General features: G+C 64.4%; 2 protein-coding genes (1 of these 2 only partly in view). Both read right to left on the reverse strand.

Features of this window, described 5'->3' with window-relative positions:
- Positions 1 to 13176, reverse strand: coding sequence for a non-ribosomal peptide synthetase (locus IB266_RS05690; RefSeq protein WP_192260505.1), 13176 nt, complete (start codon positions 13174 to 13176; stop codon positions 1 to 3).
- Positions 13173 to 26203 carry the 3' end of a non-ribosomal peptide synthase/polyketide synthase gene (locus IB266_RS05695; protein ID WP_192260506.1) on the reverse strand. The gene runs 16000 nt beyond the window's last position, so the window shows 13031 of its 29031 coding nt (coding positions 16001-29031); the start codon falls outside the window, past its right edge — the gene reads right to left on this strand; its stop codon occupies positions 13173 to 13175. Before IB266_RS05695 ends, IB266_RS05690 begins: the two co-directional genes overlap by 4 nt.

Consider the following 26203-nt stretch of genomic DNA (forward strand, 5'->3'; position numbering starts at 1 on the left):
TCAGATGCTGCGTTTGCGCGTCAACGCGGGAATTTTCGTCATCGGCACATCGATATGCCGTACCTCGCCCACGGCGGCAGCCACCAGGGCCAGTGTCGGCTGGCCGAACAGCACACGGATATCGGCCTCCATGTCGTCCTTGCGCATGCGTTCGATCAGCGTCACAGCGAGCAACGAGTGACCACCCAGTTCGAAGAAGTGGTCATGCCGCCCCACCCGTTCGACCTTGAGCAACTCTGCCCACAGCGCTGCAAGCTTGATCTCCATGTCACCCACGGGAGCTTCATACAGACGCGTGGTGTACGCATTGCTGTCGGGGGCCGGTAGCGCCTTGCGGTCGAGCTTGCCGTTCGGCGTCAGTGGCAAGGCCTCCAGGCGCACGTAGGCAGCGGGCACCATGTAGGCAGGCAGCTGCGCTTGCAGGTGCATGCGCAGGGTTTCGATCTCTACTGCTTCGTCCGGCGAGTGTTGGGTGAAATAGGCCACCAGGCGCTTGTCCCCCGGCACGTCTTCCCGGGCCAGGACTACGGTTTCCTTGATGTTGGGAGCCTGGGCGAGTTTGGCTTCGATCTCGCCCAGTTCGATGCGGAAACCACGGATCTTCACCTGGTCGTCATTGCGGCCCAGGTATTCGATGTTGCCGTCCGGCAGGTAGCGGCCCAGGTCGCCAGTGCGATACATGCGGGCGTTCGGAGCCGTACTGAACGGATCCTTGAGGAAACGTTCAGCCGTCAGGTCATCACGGTTGAGATAACCGCGAGCGACCCCGGCACCACCGATGTAGATTTCACCCGGCACGCCCAGCGGCACCGGTTGCCCGTGTTCATCCAACAGATAGAACTGGGTGTTCGCCACGGGTTTGCCGATATGCGCGGCAAATCCGTCTTCGCGGGCCATCGACACCCAGCTTGAGTAGGTCGTGGTTTCCGAAGGGCCGTAGAGGTTGCACAGGCGTTTGACCTGGGTCTGTTCGAACAGGGTTTCCACCAGGCTGCGCTTGAGCGCTTCACCGGCCACGTTCACCGTATCGACGCCCTCGCCCAGCCCACCGGACTCCAGCAAGGCCTTGAGCGCCGAGGGCACGGTGTTGATCAGGGTGATGTCGTGCTCGCCCTGCTGCAGTTCCAGCACATTAGTGACCACTTCGATGCTGCCGCCCGAGGTCAGCGGCGCAAAGCACTCGTAGACCGCCAGGTCGAAGTTCAACGACGTCGAGAACAGGGTCTTCGCCAAGGTCTGCGAATCGAAAGAACGATGGGCCCAGGTCAGGAAGTTCACCGTGTTGCGGTGTTCGATCATCACGCCCTTGGGCAGACCGGTCGAACCTGAGGTGTAGATGACATAGGCCAGGTGTGAGGACGTCAGCTCGGCCACCTCCGGATTCTGGACGGACTCGTCCTGCCACAAACCACTGTCGAGATCGATCACTGGCATCGAGGCTGCGGCCAGCAATCCAAGGGTCGCCGTCTGCGTCAATACCGCCGCCGGCGCACTGTCTTCCAGCATGTAGGCAATCCGATCCAGCGGGTACGCCGGATCCAGCGGTACATAACCGCCGCCGGCCTTGAGGATCGCCAGCAACCCAACAACCATGTCGATGCCACGCTCGACGCAGATCGCCACCCGCGAATCGGGCTTCACCCCCTGCTTGCGCAGGTAGTGGGCCAGGCGGTTGGCCCGCTCGTTCAGTTCCCCATAGCTCAGGCGCTGCTCGCCACGGATCACTGCCACGGCATCCGGCGTACGCTGGACCTGGGCTTCGAACAGACCATGAATCGTCTGCTGTTGCGGATAGTCGGCCTCGGTGGCATTAAATGTCACCAGCAGTTGCTCACGTTCAGAGGCCGGCAGGATCGACAGGTGCTGCAAGGGCAGGTCCGGCTGCTGTTCGAGCATGCCCACCAGGTTTTCCAGCGTGTGCTGCACATAACCACACAGCCGCTGCGCACCAATGCGCGCCGGGGTCATGACGGTAAAGCTGAACGCTTCGCCCTGGTCGTCCACCGACAACATCAGCGGGTAGTTGGTCCGTTCTTCGCCACCCAGCACCTGAATACCGTTCCAGGCCGACAATGCCTCGCTCGACACCGCCGTGGCGGTGTGACGGTAATTGAGCAAGGCACTGAACAACGGCGTCGGCGCCTGCACGCCACTGCAGCGTTGCGCCAACGCCAAGGAGGCATGTTCATGGCCCAGCAACGCGGTCAGGCGGGCATGGGTCGCCTTGACCCCTACGAGCACACCTTGCGCCCCCAGGCCTACCCTCAACGGCAAGGTATTGATGAACATCCCCAGCGCGCGGTCGGCCCCCTCGCCGCCCTGCATCCGGCCCACCAGCACCGTGCCGAACACCACATCGTCCTTGCCCGACACCTGGCCCAGGACTTGCGCCCAAACCAGGTGATACAGGCTCGCCGCACTCACCCCGAGCTGACGCGCCTGGGCCCGCAACCGGCGACTCAGGTCGGTCGAGACATCCTGGCGCACCTCCTCGAGGCCGCTGCCATCGCCTTGCACATCCTGCAAATCGAACGGCAACGTCGGCTCGTCGATATCGCCGAGCATGTCGCGGAAGAAGGTTTCGTGCTCCTCACGGCTCACGCCCAAGCGGGCCTGGGCCACGTAATTGCGGTACGGCACCGACGCCGACAGCCGCTGCGCCTGGCCGAGCATGTGCGCCTCGATTTCCGCGGACAGCACCGCCAGTGACGTGACGTCGTCCACCAGATGGTGAAACAACAGCATGCCCACCCAGCGTTGGTTCGCCGTGTCCTGCGCATAGACAATCCGCATCATCGGCGCCTGGCGAATGTCCAGGCGGTAGAACCTGGGGTCGAAACGCTGGTGCAACTGTGTGGCGATATCGCCCTGGGCCGGATCCAGCGCAACCGACTCGAAACTCAATGGCGCGTCACGCCAGACCACCTGCATGGGCTCGGACAGCCCCTCCCAGAGCACACCGGTGCGCAGGATATCGTGTCGGATAATGACGGCTTGCAACGCGTGGGCGAAATCTTCCAGGCGGGTGAAATTGTCGAAACCGAATATCACTTGCTGCAGATAGGGGTCACCTTCGGCGGCGGTGAGGTGGTGATACAGAATCCCTTCCTGCAGCGGCGCCAGGGCATAGATGTCCTGGACATTGGTCGCGCCGCCCGGCACCGTCGCGATAATTCGCTCGATCTCCTCTTGAGACAGTTCGGCCAGCGGTAGCATGTCCGGTGTGATGCGTGTGCAACCGGCCGGGATACCGTTGGCCGGCACCACAACTTCCCGATAGCCACCGACGGCGGCGGCCAATGCGGCCAACGTGGGCTGACCGAACAAGACCCGCACATCGACGCTCAGGTCGACCTGGCGCATGCGTTCGATCATTTTCACCGCCAATAGCGAGTGCCCGCCCAGCTCAAAGAAATTGTCGTGGCGACCGACTTGTTCGAGCTTGAGCAAGTCTTCCCAGATCCGGGCAATGCGGGCTTCCACTTCGCCTTGTGGGGCCTCGTATTCGCGGGTGATCACCGCGTCCAGGTCCGGTGCCGGCAGCGCCTTGCGGTCAAGCTTGCCGTTGGGGGTCAGCGGCAGCGTATCGAGCCGCACGTAGGCGCTCGGCACCATGTATTCCGGCAGTTGCCCTGACAGATGGGTACGCAGGGCCTCGATATCCGCCATTTCATCCACTGAGTGCGGGGTGAAATAGGCCACCAGGCGTTTTTCACCCGGTGCATCTTCACGGGCCAGCACCACGGCTTCCTTCACCGTCTCGTGTTGCGCCAGCCGCGCTTCGATCTCGCCCAACTCAATGCGGAAACCACGGATCTTCACCTGGTCATCGTTGCGCCCCAGGTAGTCGATGTTGCCGTCCGGCAGGTAGCGACCCAGGTCGCCGGTACGGTACATCCGCGCATTCGCCGCACGGCTGAACGGATCCCACAGGAAACGCTCGACGGTCAGTTCCGGACGGTTCAGGTAACCCCGCGCCACCTGCACACCGCCGATGTAAATCTCCCCGGCCACGCCCATGGGCACCGGTTGTTGATGGCTATCGAGCAGGTAGATCCGGGTGTTGGCAATCGGCTTGCCGATCGGCGTGCTGTCCGGCGTTTCGGCGCCCGTGCAGTCCCACGCGGTCACATCCACCGCCGCTTCGGTCGGTCCGTACAGGTTGTACAGCCCAGTGTGCGGCAATTGCGCCTTGAAGCGCCGCACCAGATGACCCGGCAACGCCTCGCCGCTGCACATCACCCGCACCAGACCTGCGCATTGACTTGCCTCGCCATGGGCCAGGAACACATCGAGCATCGACGGCACGAAGTGCAGCGTGGTGATGCCCTGGACCTGGATCACTTCGCGCAGGTACGCCGGGTCGCGATGCCCACCCGGACGGGCCATCACCAGGCGCGCACCACTGAACAGCGGCCAGAAGAACTCCCACACCGACACATCAAAGCTGAACGGAGTCTTTTGCAGCACCGCGTCGGCGGCGGTCAAGCCGTATTCGTCCTGCATCCACAGCAGGCGGTTGACCACCGCGCCATGCTCGTTCATCACGCCCTTGGGCAGGCCGGTGGAGCCCGAGGTGTAGATGACATAGGCCAGGTGATGGGCATGCAGGCCTTCGACCTGCGGATTGTCGGTGGGCTGCGTCGAGAACCCTTGCGCCTCATCCAGCAGCAAGGTTCGCGCCTGCGTCGCCGGCAGGCTCGCCTGCAACGCACGTTGGGTCAGCACCACCATGGGCGCGCTGTTCTCCAGCATGTAGGCCAGGCGCTCGTGGGGATAATCCGGGTCCAGCGGCACATACGCCGCACCGGCCTTGAGAATCCCCAGCAGGCCCGCGACCATGTCCAGGCTGCGATCGGCACAGATCGCCACGCGGTCATCCGGGCGAATGCCCAGTTCCAGCAGGCGATGGGCAATCTGGTTGGCCCGCTCATTGAGTTGCGCGTAACTCAGTTGCGCCTCGTCGGCCACTACCGCTACAGCGTCCGGGCAAGCCTCGACCCGCGCCTCGAACAGGCCGTGCAAGGTCAGGCCCTGCGGGTAGTCGACCGCAGTGGCATTGAACGTTTCCAACAGGTGCTGGCGTTCGGCCGCCGGCAGGCTCGCGAGGGCCTGCAATGGCGTATCCGGAGCCTGCTCAAGAGCGGTGACCAGGCTTTCGAGTGTGGTCTGCACGTATTCGCCGATACGCCGCGCACCGGTCCCGACCAGCGCCTGCACCACCAGGCTGAAGCCCTCGCCTTCATCATCCACGGCCAGCGTCACGGGGTAATTGGTACGTTCTTCACCGCCAATCGACTCGATGCCTTGCCACGCCGTCAGCGCCTGCGCGGTCACCTCAACCCCGCAATGACGATAGTTGAGCATCGAACTGAACAACGGCGTTGGCGCAACCACGCCACTGCAACGCTGGGCCAGTGCCAACGGAGCATGCTCATGGCCCAGCAGGCCGGTGAGTCGCTTGTGGGTCGCCTTCACCGCTGCGTATACACCTTGTCCAGCCAGGCTCACCCGCAATGGCAGGGTGTTGATGAACATGCCCAGCGCCCGATCAGCCCCATCGCCGGCCTGCATGCGCCCCAACAGCACGGTGCCGAAGACCACGTCGTCGCGACCGCTGACACGGCCCAGGACTTGCGCCCAGGCCAAGTGCATCAGGCTGGCCGCGCTGATGCCCAACTGGCGGGCCTGGGCACGAAGACGACGGCACAGGCCCGCCTCCACGGCCAGCTTCACCTCTTCCACGCCATTGCCATCGCCTTGCACGTCCCGCAGGCCGAATGGCAGCGTTGGCTCGTCGATGTCGCCAAGCATGTCGCGGAAAAACGCTTCATGTGCCTGTTGATCGACACCCAGGCGCGCCTGGGCCACATAGTTGCGATAAGGCACCGATTCGCCCAGTTCATGCACCTTGCCCAGCAACTGGGCCTGCATTTCACGCTCCAGCACTTCCAGGCCGGTATGGTCCAGGACCATGTGGTGGAACAGCAGCATGGCAACCCAACGCTGGTTGGCGACATCCTCGGCAATGGCCAGGCGCAGCATCGGGGCCTGACGCACGTCCAACCGGTAATGCCGGGCATCGAAACGCTCATACAGCCGGGCAACGGCATCGCCGGCACTTGGGTCCGCCTCCAACTCATCGACGCTGAGCCGAGCCTGTCGCCACACCACCTGCATCGGTTCGTCGAGGTTTTCCCAGACCATCGAGGTCCTGAGAATGTCGTGCCGGTCGACCACCCCCTGCAATGCCTGGGCAAAGTCATCCAGGCGGGCCCGGCTGTCAAACCCGAACAGCGTCTGCAGCACGTACGGATCACCCATTTTCGCCGTCAAATGGTGATAAAGGATGCCTTCCTGCAACGGTGCCAGCGGATAGATGTCCTGCACGTTACGCGCCCCACCCGGCACGCTCGCCACGATCCGATCGATGGCCTCCTGGCTCAATACAGCCAGCGGCAACATGGCCGGTGTGATGCGCTCACAGCCTTCGACGATGGCGCAGGCCGGCACCACCACTTCACGATGCCCGCCCACCGCAGCGGCCAGCGCCTGCAGCGTTGGCTGGCTGAACAGCACACGCACATCCACCGACAGCTCGACCTGGCGCATGCGCTCGATCAGCCTCATCGCCAGCAACGAATGCCCGCCCAATTCGAAGAAATTGTCGTGGCGCCCGACCCGTTCCACTTTCAGCAGCTCGGCCCACATACCGGCCAAGACCTGTTCGATCTCGCCCTGGGGTGCCTCGTAGGCCTGGCTCGCGTAAGCCTCGGCGTCCGGCGCCGGCAGCGCCTTGCGGTCCACCTTGCCGTTGAGCGTCAACGGGAACGCCGGCAACATCACGAACGCCGCAGGCACCATGTACTCAGACAGGGTCGCGGACAATTGCTCGCGCAACCCGGCCACGCTCAACGTAACCGCCGGCTGGGCAATGACATAGGCCACCAGGCGTTTCTCGCCGGACTCATCGGCCCGCACCAGCACCACCGCGTCCTTCACGCCGTCACAGGCCACCAGCTTGGCTTCGATCTCGCCCAGCTCGATGCGGAAACCGCGGATCTTCACCTGGTCATCGTTGCGCCCCAAGCACTCCAGGCTGCCTTCCGGCAACCAGCGACCGAGGTCACCGGTGCGGTACAGCAGCGCGTCGGGTTCGTGGCTGAACGGGTCGGCGATGAATTTTTCCGCGGTCAGGTCCGGTCGATTCAGATACCCCTTGGCCACGCCCTGGCCGCCGATGTACATCTCGCCGACGACACCCAAGGGTGCCAATTGCTGGCGTGCATCGAGCACGTACACCTGGGTATTGCCGATCGGTCCGCCAATGGGCACGCATTCGGCGTCCGCCGCCACGGCCTTCACCTCGAGGGTGGTGGCGTAGGTGGTGGTTTCGGTCGGGCCATAGCAGTGCACCAGGCGCAAACCGGGCGCCAGGTCCAGCAAGCGCCGGAACGACGCCACATCGGCCCGTTCACCGCCGCACAGCAGGATCCGCAAGCGGCCGAGGGCCTGGGGAATCAGTTGCACGTATTGGTTGAAGATCGCCGTGGTCACGAACAGCACCGTAACCCCCGAGTCCTGCAAGACCTGGGAGAACCTTGACGGCTCAAGCAGGGTTTCGTGGTCGATCACCACCACCTGCCCGCCATTGAGCAAGGCGCCCCAGACGTCCATGGTGCTGGCGTCGAACGCCGGGTTAGAGGCGAAGGCGATGCGGTCCTGCGCGTTGAAGTCGGCGTAACCGTTGTTGATCACCAAACGGTTGATGGCTCGATGGGGAACCAGCACGCCTTTCGGGGTGCCAGTGGAGCCCGAGGTGTACATGATGTAGGCGATCGACTCGCTGGACTGCGCCAATGCCGGGTTGTGCGCCGGGCCCTGGCTGTCCAGCGTGTCCAGGTCGATGCGCGATGCACCCTCGGGCACGGTCTCGGTACTGAACGTCAGCAGGCACTTGGCCTGGCAGTCGTCGAGCATGAAGCCCTGGCGTTCCAGGGAGGCGTTGCGGTCCAGCGGCACGTAGGCCGCCGCGCACTTGAGGATCGCCAATTGGCTGGCCAGCAGCTCGATGGAACGTGGCAACAGGATCGCCACGCAGTCGTCCGGTTGCACGCCAAGGCCGATCAGGTGATGGGCCAGGCGGTTGGCCTGCTCGTTCAACGCCGCGTAGCTCACTTGCCGCTGCCCGTGCACCACCGCAATCGCCTGCGGCAGGTACGCGGCCTGGGCCTCGAACAGCGCCAGGACGGTTTGCTCATGTGGATAGGTGCGCTGGGTGGCGTTGAAATCCTCCAGTAGCTGGTTACGTTCGCTTTGCGGCAGGATCTCCAGTCGGTTGAGTGGCGTCTGCGGCGCGTGTTCGAGGGCCTGCACCAGACTTTCCAGGGCCGTGTGCATGTAGGCGCAGATGCGCGCCGCACCGATGCCTTGCAACACCAGGGCGCTCAGCATGAAGCCATCGCCCAGGTCATCCACCGATAGGGTCAGCGGGTAATTGGTCCGCTCTTCGTTGCTCAGGATTTCCATGCCCTGCCAGGCGCTCATGGCCTCGGCTGAAGCCGAACCGATCGCGCTGTGCCGGTAGTTCAGCAGCGCACTGAACAACGGGGCCGGTGCGGCGACGCGGCTGCAACGTTGCGCCAGGGCCAACGAAGCGTGTTCGTGACCGAGCAATGCAGTCAGTCGCCCATGGGTGGTCTTGACTCCCGCGCGGGCCCCCTGCTCATCCAGGTTGACCCGCAGCGGCAAGGTGTTGATGAACATGCCAAGGACCCGGTCAGCGCCCTCGCCGCCCTGCATCCGCCCCATCAGGACCGTGCCGAACACCACGTCCTCCCGTGCGGACAGGCGCCCCAGCACCTGCGCCCAAGCCAAATGATGCAGGCTCGCCGCACTCACCCCGAGCTGCCGCGCCTGCGCCCGCAAGCGGTGGCTCAAAACGGCGTCCACTTCCAGCTTGGCCTCCTCGATGCCGCGACCGTCACCCTGCACCTGTTGCAATCCCAACGGCAGGGTCGGCTCGTCGACATCACCGAGCATCTCGCGGAAAAACGCCTCATGTTCTGCCTCGCTGACACCCAGGCGCGCCTGGGCCACATAGTTGCGGTACGGCAGCGCGGCGGCCAATTGTCCGGCCTGGCCGAGCAGGTGCGCCTGCATTTCCTGCTGCACCACCTCCAGCGCGGTATGGTCCAGGGCAATGTGGTGGAACAGCAACATCGCCACCCAGCGCTGGTTGACCGGGTCATGGGCATAACGCAGGCACATCAGCGGGGCCTGGCGAATGTCCAGGCGATGATGACGAGAGTCGTAACGTGCATGCAGCTGGGTCACGGCATCGGCGTCCGACGCGTCCAGCTGCAGTTGCTCGACGCTCAACAGCGCCTTGCGCCAGACCACCTGTATCGGCTGCTCCAGTCCCTCCCACATGATCGAGGTGCGCAGGATGTCGTGCCGGTCGATGACCCCTTGCAGGGCCTGGGCGAAGGCGTCGAGGCGTGCCTTGTCCTGGAAGGCGAACAGCGCCTGCAACACGTAGGGATCGCCCTGCTGTGCCGAGACATGGTGATAGAGAATACCTTCCTGCAACGGTGCCAGCGGGTAGATGTCCTGCACGTTGGGCACACCACCCGGCACCGCGGCAACGATCCGGTCGATCGCCTCCTGGGTCAATGTCGCCAGCGGCAGCATCTGCGGGGTGATCCGTTCACAATCGGGGGTGATGCCGTTGGCCGGCACCTCGACCTCATTGCCGCCCCCCACCGCCGCGGCCAGTGCCGCAAGGGTCGGCTGGCCGAACAGCACACGGACATCGGCACTCAAGCCGACCTGGCGCATCTGCTCGATCAGATTGACGGCGAGCAAGGAATGGCCGCCCAGTTCGAAGAAATGATCGTGGCGTCCCACCCGCTCGACGTTAAGGACTTGCTGCCAGAGGCGAGCCAGGGTGATTTCGGTGTCGCCCAGTGGGGCTTCGTAGCCCCGGGTAACGATCGACGCCTGATCCGGCACCGGCAGGGCCTTGCGGTCGAGCTTGCCGTTGGGGGTCAGCGGCAGGGCATCGAGCCGCACGTAGGCGGCCGGCACCATATAGTCCGGCAAGCGGCTTTGCAGGTGCGCGCGCAGGGCTTCGATGTCCGCGCTGTCATCCGTTGAATGCAAGGTGAAATAAGCCACCAGGCGTTTTTCGCCGGGAACGTCTTCACGCACCAGCACCGTCGCCTCTTTCACCGCAGCGTGTTGCCCCAGGCGGGCTTCGATCTCCCCCGGTTCGATGCGGAAGCCGCGGATCTTCACCTGGCCGTCGTTGCGGCCCAGGTACTCGATATTGCCGTCCTCCCGGAAGCGTCCGAGATCGCCGGTGCGGTACATCAGGGCCTGGGCGTTCTGGCTGAACGGGTCGAGAAGGAATTTCTCGGCGGTCAGGTCCGGTCGGTTCAAGTAACCTTTGGCGACCCCCAGGCCGCCGATATACAGCTCGCCGGCCACGCCTTGGGGCACGGGTCGCTGCTGCGCATCGAGGATGTAGACCCGGGTGTTGCCCAAGGGCCGGCCAATCGGGACGCTGCCGTCGCCAATGGCCTGGATTTCGTAGGTGGTCGAGAACGTCGTCGCTTCCGTCGGGCCGTAGCCGTTGAGCAGATGGGCCGGCGCGCCGTCCTGCAGGACGCGGGCGATCACCGCGGGGTCCAGCACATCGCCCCCGACAATCAAGTAGCGCAACTGGGCGAACACGTCCATCAGGCGGTCGGCATATTGGTGAAACAGCCCCGCCGTCATCCACAACACATTCACCGCTTGCTCGAGCAACAGCCTGTGCAAGCGTTCCTGGGACAACAGCACGTCCTGGTCGACCACAACGACGCAACCGCCGTTGAGCAACGGTGCCCAGACTTCCAGTGTGCTGGCGTCGAAGGCCGGATTGGAGGCGAAGGCCACCCGGTCCTGCTGGTTGAAGTCGGCATAACCGTTATTGATCACCAGCCGGCTGATGGCCCGATGTGGCACCAGCACGCCCTTGGGCGTCCCCGTGGAACCTGAGGTGTACATGATGTAGGCCGGCGCTTCGCTCGATGCGGGTTGCTGGCTGTAATGGGCCGCTGGCTCGGGAAGGTCGACACTGTCCAGGTCCACCCGACGCACATCCGCCGCCAAGGCTTCGCGGCTGTGGGTCAAGGCCAGTACGGCGTGACTGTCCTCGATCATGAACTGCTGGCGCTCGCCGGGCGCGTTGATGTCCAGTGGCAAGTACACCGCCGCGCACTTGAGGACGGCCAACTGGCTGACCAGTAGATCGAGCGAGCGCGGCAGCAGGATCGCCACGGTTTGACCCGCTTGCAGGCCAAGGTCGAGCAGATGCCTGGCCAGACGCCCGGCTTGGCTGTCCAGTTCGCGGTAAGTCAGGACTTGCCCACCCTGTACCGCTGCCGGCGCGTCCGGGCGCGCCTCGGCCTGGGCCTCGAACAAGGCATGAATCGGTTGTTCCCGCGGATAATCAAGGTCGGTGTCGTTGAACGACAGCAGCACCCGTTCACGCTCCGATTCTGGCAGGAACGACAGGCTGTTGAGCATCGCTCCGGGCGCAGACTCCAAGGCGGCGACCAGGTTTTCAACGGCTGCCTGCATGTAATCGCCGATGCGTTGCGCGCCGATCAGCGCAGTGGCTTGCACCGACAAGGCGAAGTCATCGGAGAAATCGTCCACCGAGAGGATCAGTGGGTAGTTGGTGCGTTCTTCCGCGCCCAGGGCCTCCATCCCGTCCCAGGCCAGGCTGACTTCAGCCGCGGGGGTATGCGCCGCGCTGGCACTGTGACGGTAGTTCAGCAGCGCGCTGAACAGCGGCGCCGGCGCCGCCACGCCGCTGCAACGTTGCGCCAGGGCCAGGGAGGCGTATTCGTGACTGAGCAGGCTGCTCAACCCGGCGTGGGTGCTTTTCACCCCATCGCGCACGCTCTGTGCACCTACACCCACGCGCAGCGGCAAGGTATTGATAAACATGCCCAGGGCCCGGGTCATGCTTTCACCGGCCTGCATGCGACCGAGCATCACCGTGCCGAACACCACGTCGTCACGGCCCGATACACCGCCGAGCACCTGCGCCCAGGCCAGGTGAAAAATGCTCGCCGCGCTCACGCCAAGCTGACGTGCCTGCGTGCGCAGGCGGCGACTGAGGTCTGGGGCCAGTGCCAGATGGCTTTCTTCGATGGCACTGCCGTCGCCCAGCACATCCTGTTGGCCAAAGGGTAAGGTCGGCTCCTCGACGTCCCCCAGCATCTGGCGGAAGAACCTCTCGTCAGCCTGGCGCTGGCCAGCCTGTCGGGTCCGAGCGACATAGTCGCGGTAAGGAGCGGCCGGCTGCAATTGCCCGGCCTGCCCCATCAGGTAGGCTTGCATTTCACTCTGCACAACCGTCAGGGCTGCGTGGTCGAGGGCCATGTGATGGAACAGCAGCATGGCGGCCCAGCGCTGCTTGGCTGGGTCCTCGGCGACCACCAGCAGCAACAGCGGCGCCTGGCTGACGTCCAGGCGATAATGTCGAGGATCGAAGCGCGCCTGCAATTGCGCCATGACGTCACCCTCGGCGAGGTCGGCACTGATGTCCTTGACGCCCAACCGGGCCTCGCGCCAGACCACCTGCACCGCTTCTTGCAACCCCTCGCGGACGATGGCAGTGCGCAGGATATCGTGGCGGTCGATCACGCTTTGCAAGGCGTCGACAAAATCCGTCAGGCGCTCCTGCCGGGAGATGCTGAAGTGCGCCTGCAATAAGTAGGGATCGCCCTGGGTGGCGGTCAGGTGGTGATAAAGAATCCCCTCCTGCAACGGCGCCAGCGGGTAGATGTCCTGCACGTTGGCCGCACCGCCCGGCACAGTGGCCACGATGCGGTCGATGGCCGGCTGGTCGAGGGTCACCAGTGGCAGCATCTGCGGCGTGATATGCCTGCAACCGGGCGCGATGGCATTGGCTGGGATGTCGATTTCGCCAGCCTTGCTGTCATCGTATTCCCCGGCCTGGATCAACTCGATCAACGCGGCTTTGTGCTCGCGCAGCAAGGCCAGCACCGCCGGCTCGCTAAGAGACTGTTTGCGGCCCCGTACCACGAGCTGATCGCCCTTGACTGAAAGCTGTACGTCTTTTTCTTTTAGTGTCGCCAACAGTTCGATCACACTCACAGGACAATCTCCATTTTTTCTGTCGTTGCCGCGTATTCCGAGAGCGTGGGCTGCTCGAACAACGTCCGCACATCCGCTTCCAGACCCTCTTGGCGCATCCGTTCCATCAGGCTGACGGCAAGCAAGGAATGCCCGCCCAGTTCAAAGAAGTGATCGTGACGCCCTACGCGCTCTACGTTGAGCACTTCAGCCCACAACTGGGCCAGTGTGATTTCGGTTTCGCCGATGGGGGCTTCGTAGCCCCGGGTGATGAAAGCCTCCAGGTCCGGCGCCGGCAGTACCTTGCGGTTGAGCTTGCCGTTGGGGGTCAGCGGCATGGCGTCGAGGCCTACATAGGCCACCGGCACCATGAAGGTCGGTAGTTGGGCCAGCAGCCAGGTACGCAGCGCGTCGATGTCCGCCGCTTCGTCCGGCGCGTATTGGGTGAAATAGGCCACCAGGCGTTGTTCCCCCGGTACGTCCTCACGGACCAGCACCGCGGCCTCCTTCACCCCATCGTGCTGGGCGAGCTTGGCTTCGATCTCGCCCAGTTCGATACGGAAGCCGCGGATCTTCACCTGATCGTCATTGCGCCCCAGGTACTGCAAGGTGCCGTCAGGCAGCCAGCGGCCGAGGTCGCCGGTCTTGTACAGGCGCGCGTCGGCCTTGCCGTAGAACGGGTCGGCGATGAAGCGTTCGGCGCTGAGTTGCGGCAGGTTGAGGTAACCGCGGGCCACACCGACACCGCCGATATGGATCTCGCCGGGTACACCCACTGGCAGCAGTTGCCCGTGGGCGTCCAGCACATGCAATTGCATGTTTCGGACTGGCCGGCCAATGGGGATCGACTGGTGCCGGTAGGTCTCAAGGTCGCTGTCGGCGGTGTACCAGGCGACCACGTCGCTGCACTCGGTCGGCCCGTAGCTGTTGATCACCGTGGGCCGTGGCTGGGCGAGTTTTTCCAGCATGGCGACCTGGATCGGCTCGCCCCCCAGGACTACCCGTTTCAGGCAGGCCAGGGCTTGCCCGTGGTCGGCGTCCACCAGTGCGTGGAAGGCGCTGGGCGACATATTGAGGTGGGTAATCCCGGCCTCGGCGACCTGGGCGACAATGGCGCCGGGGTTGAAGGGTTCGGCGGCCAGGTGCAACGAGGCCCCGACCATCAGCGGTGCGAGGATGTTTTTCTGGGTCAGGTCGAAGTTGTAGGAGGACGCCAGCAGCACTGCGTCGCCGGCGTGGAAAGCCAGGTCCTCGAGGTACCAGTCCAGCAGGTTGCGCAAGCCGCGATGTTCGACCATCACCCCTTTGGGCAAGCCAGTGGAGCCGGAGGTGTAGATCACGTAGGCCAGGTGGGCCGGCGTCAAGCCGGTGATCTGCGGGGTATGCTCCGGCTCGTCTTGCCATGGACCGTCGTCCAGGTCGATCAGTGGCACCTGAACCTGCGACAAGAGCCCTCGGGTCGCTACCTGGGCCAGCACCGCAACCGGCTCGCTGTCGACCAGCATGTAGGCAATCCGCTCGGCGGGATAAGCCGGATCCAACGGCACATAACCACCGCCCGCCTTGAGAATCGCCAGCAAGCCGATCACCATCTCGGCGCTGCGCTGGACACAGATCGCCACGCGCGAATCCGGTTTCACGCCCTGCTTGCGCAGGTAATGCGCCAACTGGTTGGCTCGCGCGTCCAACTGGCGATAGCTCAACGCGTGCTCGCCATGCAGGACGGCCACGCTCTCTGGCGTGCGTTGGGCCTGGGCTTCGAACAGCCCGAGAACGGTCTGCTCCTGCGGGTCATCGGCACCACCGGTATTGAACTCGGCCAACAGTTTCAAACGCTCGCTCGGCGGCAGGATCGACAGTTGGTGCAACGGCGCCTCTGGCGTCTGCTCAAGCATCTGGATCAGGCCTTCCAGCGCCACTTGCACATAACCGCAAAGCCGCTGCGCACCAATGCGCGCCGGGGTCATGACGCTGAAGCTGAACGCCTCGCCCTGGTCATCCACCGACAACGTCAGCGGGTAGTTGGTCCGCTCCTCACCACTGAGCACCCGGATACCGTCCCAGGCCGACAGCGCTTCGGCTGAAGCCGCCGCGCCGGTATGGCGATAGTTGAGCAAGGCACTGAACAACGGCGTCGGCGCCTCCACGCCGCTGCAACGTTGCGCCAGCACCAGCGAGGCGTGCTCATGGCCGAGCAACGCGCTCAGGCGCGCATGGGTCGCTTTCACACCGGCACGGACACCGGTCTGCCCCAGGCTCACTCGCAACGGCAAGGTATTGATGAACATCCCCAGTGCACGGTCGGCGCCCTCGCCGCCCTGCATCCGCCCTACCAACACGGTGCCGAACACCACGTCGTCGCGACCCGACACCGTGCCCAGTACCTGGGCCCAGACCAAGTGATACAGGCTCGCCGCGCTCACTCCGAGCTGACGTGCCTGGAGCCGCAGCCGACGGCTGAGGTCGGCCTCGACCTCCTGGCGCACCTCTTCGATGCCGCTGCCGTCGCCTTGCACATCCTGCAAATCGAACGGCAACGTCGGCTCGTCGACATCGGCGAGCATGTCGCGGAAGAACCGTTCATGGGCTTCGCGACTCACGCCCAACCGAGCCTGGGCCACGTAGTTGCGATACGGCACCGATGCCGGCAGGCGTTGTGCCTGGCCGAGCATGTGCGCCTCGATCTCCGCCGACAGCACGGCCAGCGAGGTGGCGTCGTCCACCAAGTGATGAAACAACAGTATGCCCACCCAGCGCTGGTTGGCCGGGTCTTGCGCATAAGCGACCCGCAGCAGCGGCGCCTGGCGGATGTCCAGGCGATAGTGCCGAGGGTCGAAACGCTGATGCAACTGCGTGGCAACCTCCCCGGCCGCCGGATCCAGGTCAACCGACTCGACCACCAGCCGCGCCTCACGCCAGACCACCTGTACGGGCTCGGCCAGGCCTTCCCAGAGCACCCCGGTGCGCAGGATATCGTGACGGCAGACGACGGCTTGCAGCGCCTGGGTGAAGTGTTCCACATGGGCGAAGCTGTCGAACGCGAACATCACGTACTGCAAGTAGGGATCGCCTTGGGCGGCGGCGATGTGGTGATACAGGATCCCTTCCTGCAACGGCGCCAGGGCGTAGATATCCTGCACATTTGCCACGCCACCCGGGACCATGGCCACGATCCGGTCGATGGCGCCCTGGTCCAGGTCGGCCAGGGGCAACATCTGCGGGGTGATCCGCGTGCAACCGTCCGGGATGGCGTTGCCCGGCACCACGACTTCCGTGTACCCGCCCACCGCGGCAGCCAGGGCCGCCAGCGTCGGTTGGCCGAACAGCACCCGCACGTCGGCACTCAAGCCGACGTGGCGCATGCGCTCGATCAGCTTGACCGCCAGCAGCGAATGGCCGCCCAGCTCGAAGAAGTTGTCGTGACGGCCGATCCGCTCGAGGTCCAGCAGGTCTTGCCAGATCGCGGCAATGACCGTCTCGGCCTCGCCTTGCGGCGCTTCGTATTCGCGGGCCGCCACCGCCGACTGATCCGGCGCCGGCAAGGCCTTGCGGTCAAGCTTGCCGTTGGTGGTCAGCGGGAACGCCTCAAGGACCACGAACGCGCTGGGCACCATGTAGTCCGCCAGCGAAACCAGCAATTGTGCGCGCAGCTCAGCGGCTGACGGTTGCGCGCCGTCTGCGGCAATCACATAGCCCACCAGACGCTTGTCCCCCGGCGCGTCTTCACGGGCTATCACCAGCGCCTCGCTGACCCCCTCGCAGGCGGCCAAGGTCGCTTCGATCTCGCCCAGTTCGATGCGGAAACCGCGGATCTTCACCTGGTCGTCGTTGCGGCCCAGGTATTCGATGCTGCCGTCGGCCAGCCAGCGGCCGAGGTCGCCGGTCCTGTACAGGCGCGCCCCTTCACAGCCGCTAAAGGTGTCGGCGATAAAACGTTCCTGGGTCAACTCGGGCCGGTTCAGGTAACCCCGCGCCACGCCTGCGCCACCCACGTACATCTCACCCACCACGCCTACCGGCACCGGCTCGCGCCGGGCGTCGAGCACATACAGTTGCAGGTCGGGAATGCGCTTGCCGATGGGGCTGACGCCCGTCAACTGCGCGTCGGCCGCTTCGAGGGGACGGTAGGTCACGTGCACCGTCGTCTCAGTAATGCCGTACATGTTCACCAACTGTGTCCCAGCATTGGCTACACGGGCGTACCAGGGCTTGAGCATCGCGGTTTCCAGCGCTTCACCGCCAAAGATCACCTGGCGCAGGCTGTGGCGCAGATCGCTTTCGCCCTGGGCCACGATCAGTTGCCGGAAAGCGCTTGGCGTCTGGTTCAGCACGGTCACACCGGCCTGGCACAGCAGCGCGTAGCAGTCTTGCGGGGAGCGGCTGACCAGCTGTGGCACCACCAGCAGGCGTCCGCCATGGATCAACGCACCCCAGATTTCCCAGACCGAGAAATCGAAGGCGAAGGAATGGAACAGTGCCCAGACGTCTTGCTGGCCGAACTCGAACCAGGGTTGGGTCGCCGAAAACAGCCGCGCGACGTTGCGGTGCTCGACCATCACCCCCTTGGGCAACCCGGTGGAACCGGAGGTGTAGATCACGTAGGCCAATTGCGACGAGGTCAGGCCCGGTACTTGCGGGTTGGCAGTGGACTGGCTGCGCAACGCCGGACTATCGAGTTCGATCACCCGTACCGACTCTTCGGCCAGCAGCGCCTGGGTGGCGGCATGCACCACGATCGCCACGGGGGCACTGTCCTCGAGCATGTAGGCGATACGTTCCGCCGGGGAAGCCGGGTCCAACGGCACATAGCCGGCACCGGCTTTCAAGATCCCCAGCAGGCCGACGATCATGTCCAAGCCGCGTTCGACACAGATGGCCACCCGGTCATCCGGGCGAATGCCCAGGGACAACAAGCGATGAGCGAGCTGGTTGGCCTGGGCGTTGAGTTCGCCGTAGGTCAGAGCCTGATCCTCGAACACCACCGCCACCGCGCCGGATTGCGTCGCAACCTGGGCCTCGAATTGACGATGGATCAGCGCGTCATGGGCATACGTCGCCTCTGGCGCATTCCAGGTTTCCAGCAGGTGCTTGCGTTCGGCCGGTGGCAATACCGCGAGGTTGCGCACCGCCGTCTGCGGCGCTTGTTCCAAGGAGTCAACCAGGCTCTGCAGGGCCTCCTGCACATAGTCACAGATACGTTGCGCACCGATCCGGGACTCGACCTGAACCGTCAGGCTGAAGCCTTCGCCCAGGTCGTCGACGTTCAGCGTCAGCGGATAGTTGGTACGTTCCTCGCTGGACAAGATTTGCATGCCGCTCCAGGCGGACAATGCCTCATCCGTCACCTGCAGCGAACTGTGGCGGAAGTTCAGCAGCGCGCTGAACAGCGGCGCTGGCGAGGCCACGTCACTGCAGCGTTGGGCCAGGGCCAGGGAGGCATGCTCATGCCCCAGCAACCCGGTCAGCCGCGCATGGGTCATCTTCACCGCGTCCCGCACGCTTTGCTTATTCACCGGCACGCAGATGGGCAAGGTGTTGATGAACATGCCCAGGGCCCGGTCAGCCCCGTCCCCGCCCTGCATCCGGCCCAGCAGGACCGTGCCGAACACCACGTTCTCCTGGCCCGACGCCACGGCCAGGACTTGGGCCCAGGCCAAATGGACCAGGCTGGCGGCACTGACACCCAGCTGGCGGGCTTGCGTGCGCAGGCGCTGGCTCAGGGCGTCATCGACAAACACCTTCGTTTCTTCGATGCCGTGCCCGTCGCCTTGAACCTGGGCCAGGCCGAATGGCAGCGTCGGCTCGTCGATATCGCCAAGCATGTCGCGGAAAAACGCTTCGTGCTCCTGTTCACTCGTCCCCAGGCGGGCCTGGGCCACGTAGTTGCGGTACGGCACCGATGCGACCAGGTGTTCGTCCTGGCCCAGCAGGTGCATTTGCATTTCATGCTGCATCACGTCCAGGGCGGTGTGGTCCAGGGCCATGTGATGGAACAACAGGATCGCGACCCAGCGATCCTGGGCCTCGTCCCGGGCGTAAGCCAGGTGCAACAACGGTGCCCGGCCCAAATCCAGGCGACTGTGACGCGCATCGAAACGGCTGGCCAATTGCGTGGCGATGTCGCCGGCCGTGGCATCGAGAACGATGCACTGCGGCGCCAGCACCACCTGGCGCCAGACCACTTGCACCGGCTCATCCAAGCCTTCCCAGACCACACTGGTGCGCAAGATGTCGTGGCGATCGATCACCACTTGCAGTGCGCCGATGAAGGCATCGAGGCGCTCACGGTTGTCGAAGGCGAATTGCGATTGCAACACATAGGGGTCGCCCTGCTCGGCGGCCAGGTGGTGATAGAGGATGCCTTCCTGCAATGGCGCCAACGGGTAGATGTCCTGCACGTTGCGCGCACCACCGGGAACGGTGGCGACGAGGCGGTCGATGGCCTCCTGGGACAGGTTGATCAAGGGCAACAAGTCCGGGGTGATGTGTTCACAGTCCAAAGGAATCAGGTTCGCCGGCACGCGGACTTCCCTGCCGCTGCCAATCGCCGCGGCCAGTGCGGCCAAGGTTGGCTGGCTGAACAGCACCCTCACGTCGGCGCTCAAGCCGGCCTGGCGCATGCGTTCGATCAGCGTCACCGCCAGCAGCGAGTGGCCACCCAGCTCGAAGAAGTGATCGTGGCGACCGATCCGCTCCACTTTCAACAACTCGGCCCACATACCGGCCAAGACCTGTTCGATCTCGCCCTGGGGCGCCGCGTAGGCCTGGCTCGCGTAAGCCTCGGCGTCCGGCGCCGGCAGCGCCTTGCGGTCCACCTTGCCGTTGAGCGTCAACGGGAACGCCGGCAACGTCACGAACGCCGCAGGCACCATGTACTCGGACAAGGTCGAGGACAATTGCTCGCGCAACCCGGCCACGCTCAGCGTGACTTGCGGTTGGGCAATGACATAGGCCACCAGGCGTTTCTCGCCGGTTTCATCGGCTCGCACCAGCACCACCGCGTCCTTCACGCCGTCACAGGCCACCAGCTTGGCTTCGATCTCGCCCAGCTCGATGCGGAAACCGCGGATCTTCACTTGATCATCGTTGCGCCCCAGGCATTCCAGGCTGCCTTCCGGCAACCAGCGACCGAGGTCACCGGTGCGGTACAGCAGCGCGTCGGGGTCATGGCTGAACGGGTCGGCGATGAATTTTTCCGCGGTCAGGTCCGGTCGATTCAGATACCCCTTGGCCACGCCCTGGCCGCCGATGTACATCTCACCGACGACACCCAACGGCGCCAATTGCTGGCGTGCATCGAGCACGTACACCTGGGTATTGCCGATCGGTCCGCCAATGGGCACGCATTCGGCGTCCGCCGCCACGGCCTTCACCTCGAGGGTGGTGGCGTAGGTGGTGGTTTCGGTCGGGCCATAGCAGTGCACCAGGCGCAAACCGGGCGCCAGGTCCAGCAAGCGCCGGAACGACGCCACATCGGCCCGTTCGCCGCCGCACAGCAGGATCCGCAAGCCGCCGAGGGCCTGGGGAATCAGTTGCACGTATTGGTTGAAGATTGCCGTGGTCACGAACAGCACCGTGGCGCTCGAGTCCTGCAGGACCTGGGCAAACCTTGACGGCTCAAGCAGGGTTTCATGGTCGATCACCACCACCTGCCCGCCATTGAGCAAGGCGCCCCAGACGTCCATGGTGCTGGCGTCGAACGCCGGATTCGAGGCGAAGGCGATGCGGTCCTGCGCGTTGAAGTCGGCGTAGCCGTTGTTGATCACCAGGCGGTTGATGGCCCGGTGTGGCACCAGCACGCCCTTGGGCTGCCCGGTGGAACCCGAGGTGTACATGATGTAGGCGATCGACTCGCTGGACTGCGCCAATGCCGGGTTGTGTGCCGGCCCTTGGCTGTCCAGCGTGTCCAGGTCGATGCGCCGCGCGCCCGCAGGCACCGCCTCGGTACTGAACGTCAGCAGGTACCGGGCTTGGCAGTCGTCGAGCATGAAGCCCTGGCGCTCCAGGGAGGCGTTGCGGTCCAGCGGCACGTAGGCCGCCGCGCACTTGAGGATCGCCAGTTGACTGGCCAGCAACTCGATGGAGCGTGGCAGCAGGATGGCCACGCAGTCGTCCGGTTGCACGCCGAGGCCGATCAGGTGATGGGCCAGGCGGTTGGCCTGCTCGTTCAACTGCGCGTAGCTCACTTGCCGCTGCCCGTGCACCGCTGCAATCGCCTGCGGCAGGTACGTGGCCTGAGCCTCGAACAGCGCCAGGACGGTCTGCTCATGTGGATAGACGCGCTGGGTGGCGTTGAAGTCCTCCAGCAACTGATTGCGCTCGCTTTGCGGCAGGATCTCCAGTCGGTTGAGTGGCGTCTGGGGCGCGTGTTCGAGGGCCTGCACCAGACTTTCCAGGGCCGTGTGCATGTAGGCGCAGATGCGTGCCGCACCGATGCCCTGCACTACCAGGGCGCTCAGCATGAAGCCATCGCCCAGGTCATCCACCGATAGGGTCAGCGGGTAATTGGTCCGTTCTTCGTTGCTCAGGAACTCGATGCCCTGCCATGCGGCCTGGGTTTCATTCGAGACCTCGGCCGCTGCACTGGCGCTGTGCCGATAATTGAGCAGCGCGCTGAACAGCGGCAGCGGCGCAACCACGCCGCTGCAACGCTGGGCCAAGGCCAGCGAGGCGTGTTCATGGCCCAACAACCCGGTCAGCCGTGCGTGAGTGGCTTTCACCCCCTCGCGCACGCCTTGGCTGCTCACGTCGATCCGCAGCGGCAAGGTATTGATAAACATGCCCAGCGCCCGGTCAGCACCATCGCCGCTCTGCATCCGGCCCAACAGGACCGTACCGAACACCACATCGTCCTTGCCTGACACACGCCCCAGTACCTGCGCCCAGGCCAAGTGGACCAAGCTGGCGGCACTCACGCCCAACTGCCGGGCTTGCGCCCGCAGACGCAGGCTCAAGGTCGCCTCGACAACCTGCCGGGCCTGCTCGATGGCCTGTCCGTCGCCGCTCACGTCCTGCAAGCCGAACGGCAAGGTCGGCTCGTCGACATCGGCGAGCATCTCGCGGAAGAACCCTTCGTGCTCTTGTTGACTCACCCCCAGGCGCGCTTGCGCCACATAGGCGCGGTACGGCATCGCCACGGGCAGTTGGTCGGTTTGGCCCAGCAGGTGCGCCTGCATCTCTTGCTGCACCACTTCCAACGCCGTGTGGTCGAGGGCCATATGGTGGAACAACAACACCGCGACCCAACGCTGGTTGAGCGCGTCTTCGGCAAAGACCAGACGCATCAGCGGGGCCTGGGTGATGTCCAGCCGGTAGCGTTGCGGGTCGAAACGCTCCTGCAACTGCGCCGTGATCTCGCCCTTGGCAATGTCCAGGGCGATCTCTTCCAGATGCAGCTTCGCTTCGCGCCACACCACTTGGATCGGTGCGTCGAAGCCTTGCCACACCACACTGGTGCGCAGGATGTCGTGGCGATCGATGACGTATTGCAGCGCGTCCACAAACGCCGCCAAGCGGTCGCGACTCTGCAGTTCGAACACGGTTTTCAGCACATAGGGGTCGCCCTGCTCGGCGGCCAGGTGATGGTAGAGAATGCCGTCCTGCAGCGGCGCCAGCGGGTAGATGTCCTGCACGTTGCGCGCACCACCCGGCACCGTGGCGACGAGTCGGTCGATGGCGGCCTGGGACAGGTTGACCAGCGGTAACAGATCAGGGGTGATGTGGTCGCAATGCAAAGGAATCAAGTTCGCCGGAACGCTGACTTCCCTGCCGCTGCCAATCGCCGCGGCCAGTGCGGCCAGGGTCGGCTGACCAAACAGCACGCGCACGTCGGCGCTCAAGCCGACCTGGCGCATGCGTTCGATCAGCGTGACGGCCAACAGCGAATGGCCGCCCAGTTCGAAGAAATTGTCATGGCGACCCACTTGCTCAACCCTGAGCAGCTCGGCCCAGAGTTGTGCCAAGAGCTGCTCGACCTCGCCCTGCGGCGCTTCATATTCACGGCTGACGTAGGCTTCGCTGTCCGGCGCCGGCAGTGCGCGGCGGTCGAGCTTGCCGTTGGCGGTCAACGGCAGTGTGTCGAGGCGAATGTAGGCCACCGGAATCATGTAGTCCGGCAATTGCCCCTGCAAATGAGTACGCAGGGTCTCGATGTGTGGCGCAACGTCCAGGTCCCGCGGCGTGAAGTACGCCACCAGGCGCTTCTCACCCGGGACGTCTTCGCGCACCAGCACCACGACATCCTTGACCTCGTCATGCTGGCCTAACCGGGCTTCGATCTCGCCCAGTTCGATACGGAAACCACGGATCTTCACCTGGTCGTCGTTACGTCCCAGGTAATCCACCGTGCCGTCCGCCCGCCAGCGCGCCAGGTCGCCGGTGCGGTAGAGCAAGGCACCGGGATCGGCATTGAACGGGTCGACAACAAACTTCTCGGCGCTCAGCTCGGGACGATTCAAGTACCCTTTCGCCACGCCATCGCCACCGATGTACAGCTCGCCGGCCACGCCAATGGGCACTGGCTGACGATTGGCATCCAGCACATAGACACGGGTGTTGCCGATCGGACGACCGATGGGAATACCGCCCTCGCCCACGCTCTTGATCTCGTGGGTGGTGGTAAACGTGGTGGCTTCGGTCGGGCCATAACCGTTGAGCAGATGAGCCGGCGCGCCTTCTTTCAGGACGCGGCCGATCACTGCTGGGTCGAGCACATCGCCACCGACGATCAGGTAGCGCAATTGGGCGAACACCGACATCAGCCCCGCGGCGTATTGATGGAACAGACCAGCGGTCATCCACAGCACGCTGACCGATTGTTCGAGCAACAGCGCGTGGAAATCCGCCTGGGACAACAGCACGTCCTGGTCGACCACCACCACACAACCGCCGTTGAGCAACGGTGCCCAGACGTCGAGGGTGCTGGCATCGAAGGCCGGGTTGGAGGCAAAGGCCACCCGGTCCTGGGCGTTGAACTCGGCGTAGCCGTTGTTGATCACCAGTCGGTTGATCGCCCGATGTGGCACCAGCACGCCTTTCGGGGTGCCGGTGGAGCCGGAGGTGTACATGATGTAGGCCACCGATTCGCCGCTTTGCGTCAGGTGGAGGTTATCGGCGGCTTCATTGAAGACCAGCGTATCCAGATCGACCCGTTGCGAGGCTTCAGGCGCTACCGCCGTGCCCGACGTCAGCACGACCTGTGCCCCGCTGTCCTGCACCATGAACTGCTGACGCTCCAGAGGCGCGCTGACATCCAGTGGGACATAGACGGCGGCGCACTTGAGGATCGCCAGTTGGCTGACCAGCAGCTCGAGCGAACGCTCCAGCGCAATCGCCACCCGATCCCCCGGTCGCACGCCGAGACCAACCAGATGACGGGCCAGGCGATTGGCCCGGTGGTTCAACTCGGCGTAGGTCAGGCTGTGCTCGTTGTGCACGGCGGCAACGGCTTGCGGACGCTCGTTGGCTTGCGCCTCGAACAGGCCATGGACGGTCCTGTCCTGAGGATAGCGTCGGGCAGTGGTATTGAAGCCGGTCAGTACCTGATGACGCTCGGCTTGCGGCAGTACCGCCAGCGTTTGCAAGCGTGATGTCGGGTCGGATTCCAACGCCGTTGCCAAGCTTTGCAGCGCGGTCGCCATGTAGGCACAGACTCGCTGCGCACCGACACCGCTCGTGGCCAGGACGGTCAGGGCGAAATCTTCACCCAAGTCGTCGATACACAGCGTCAATGGATAGTTGGTACGTGCTTCGCCACCCAGTGTCTCAATGCCGTGCCAGGCCAACTGCGCCGCTTCTGTATCGGCCTGTTCGCTGGAGTTGCGGTAGTTCAACAAGGCGCTGAACAGCGGCAGTGGTGCCGCCACGCCGCTGCAACGCTGGGCCACTGCCAGCGAGGCGTGCTCGTGGCCCAACAGTGCGGTCAATTGCCCATGGACCGCCTTGACGCCGGCCTTGACGGCCTGATCGCCCACGCTCACACGAAGGGGCAAGGTGTTGATGAACATGCCCAACGCACGGTCAGCACCCTGGCCGCCCTGCATCCGCCCCATCAATACGGTGCCAAACACCACGTCCTGCTTGCCGGACGCTTGCCCCAGCACCTGGGCCCAGGCCAAGTGATGCAAACTGGCAACGCCCACGCCCGACTGGCGTGCCAGGCGCCGCAACCGACGACTCAAGTCGCCGTCGAGCACCAGGCTCGCATCCTCGATGTCATGGCTGTCACCCTGCACCTGCTGCAAACCGAACGGCAGCGTGGGTTCGTCGACATCACCCAGCATCTCACGGAAGAACCCTTCCTGCGCTTCACGATCCACACCCAAGCACGCCTGGGCCACGTAGTTGCGATACGGTACCGGAACGTCCAATTGACCGGCCTGCCCCAGCAGGTAGGCCTGCATCTCGCTCTGTACGACTTTCAGCGCCGCGTGATCGAGGGCGATGTGATGGAACAACAGCATCGCTACCCAGCGCTGGTTCGGCTTGTCTTGGGCAAAGGCCAGGCGCATCAGCGGTGCCTGGGTCATGTCCAGGGCATAGTGCCGGACGTCGAAACGGTGCTGCAGCTGTTGGGCGATCGCTCCGGCCTGCGGGTCCAGCACCAATTCTTCAAGCCCCAGCCGCGCTTCGCGCCAGACCACTTGTCGAGGCCCGTCGAGACCTTCCCAGAGAATCGCGGTGCGCAAGATGTCGTGGCGGTCAATGACACTTTGCAGGGCCTGGGTGAACCCGTCGAGGCGTTCGCGGCTGTCAAAGGCAAATTGCGCGTGCAAGACATAGGGATCGCCCTGCTCGGCCGACAGGTGATGGTAAAGAATGCCTTCCTGCAACGGTGCCACTGGATAAATCTCTTGCACGTTGCGCGCCCCACCTGGAACGGTCGACACGATGCGGTCGATGGCGTCCTGGTCGAGGCTGGTGAGCGTCAGCATGTCAGGTGTGATCCGCTCGCAGCCGAACGGGATGCCGTTGACCGGCACGTCGATTTCGCTGCCGCCCCCCACTGCCGCCGCCAGCGCGGCCAGGGTGGGCTGGCCGAACAGTACGC

It is taken from the genome of Pseudomonas sp. Pdm06 (genome assembly GCF_014851795.1).
Lineage (GTDB): Bacteria > Pseudomonadota > Gammaproteobacteria > Pseudomonadales > Pseudomonadaceae > Aquipseudomonas > Aquipseudomonas fluorescens_AA.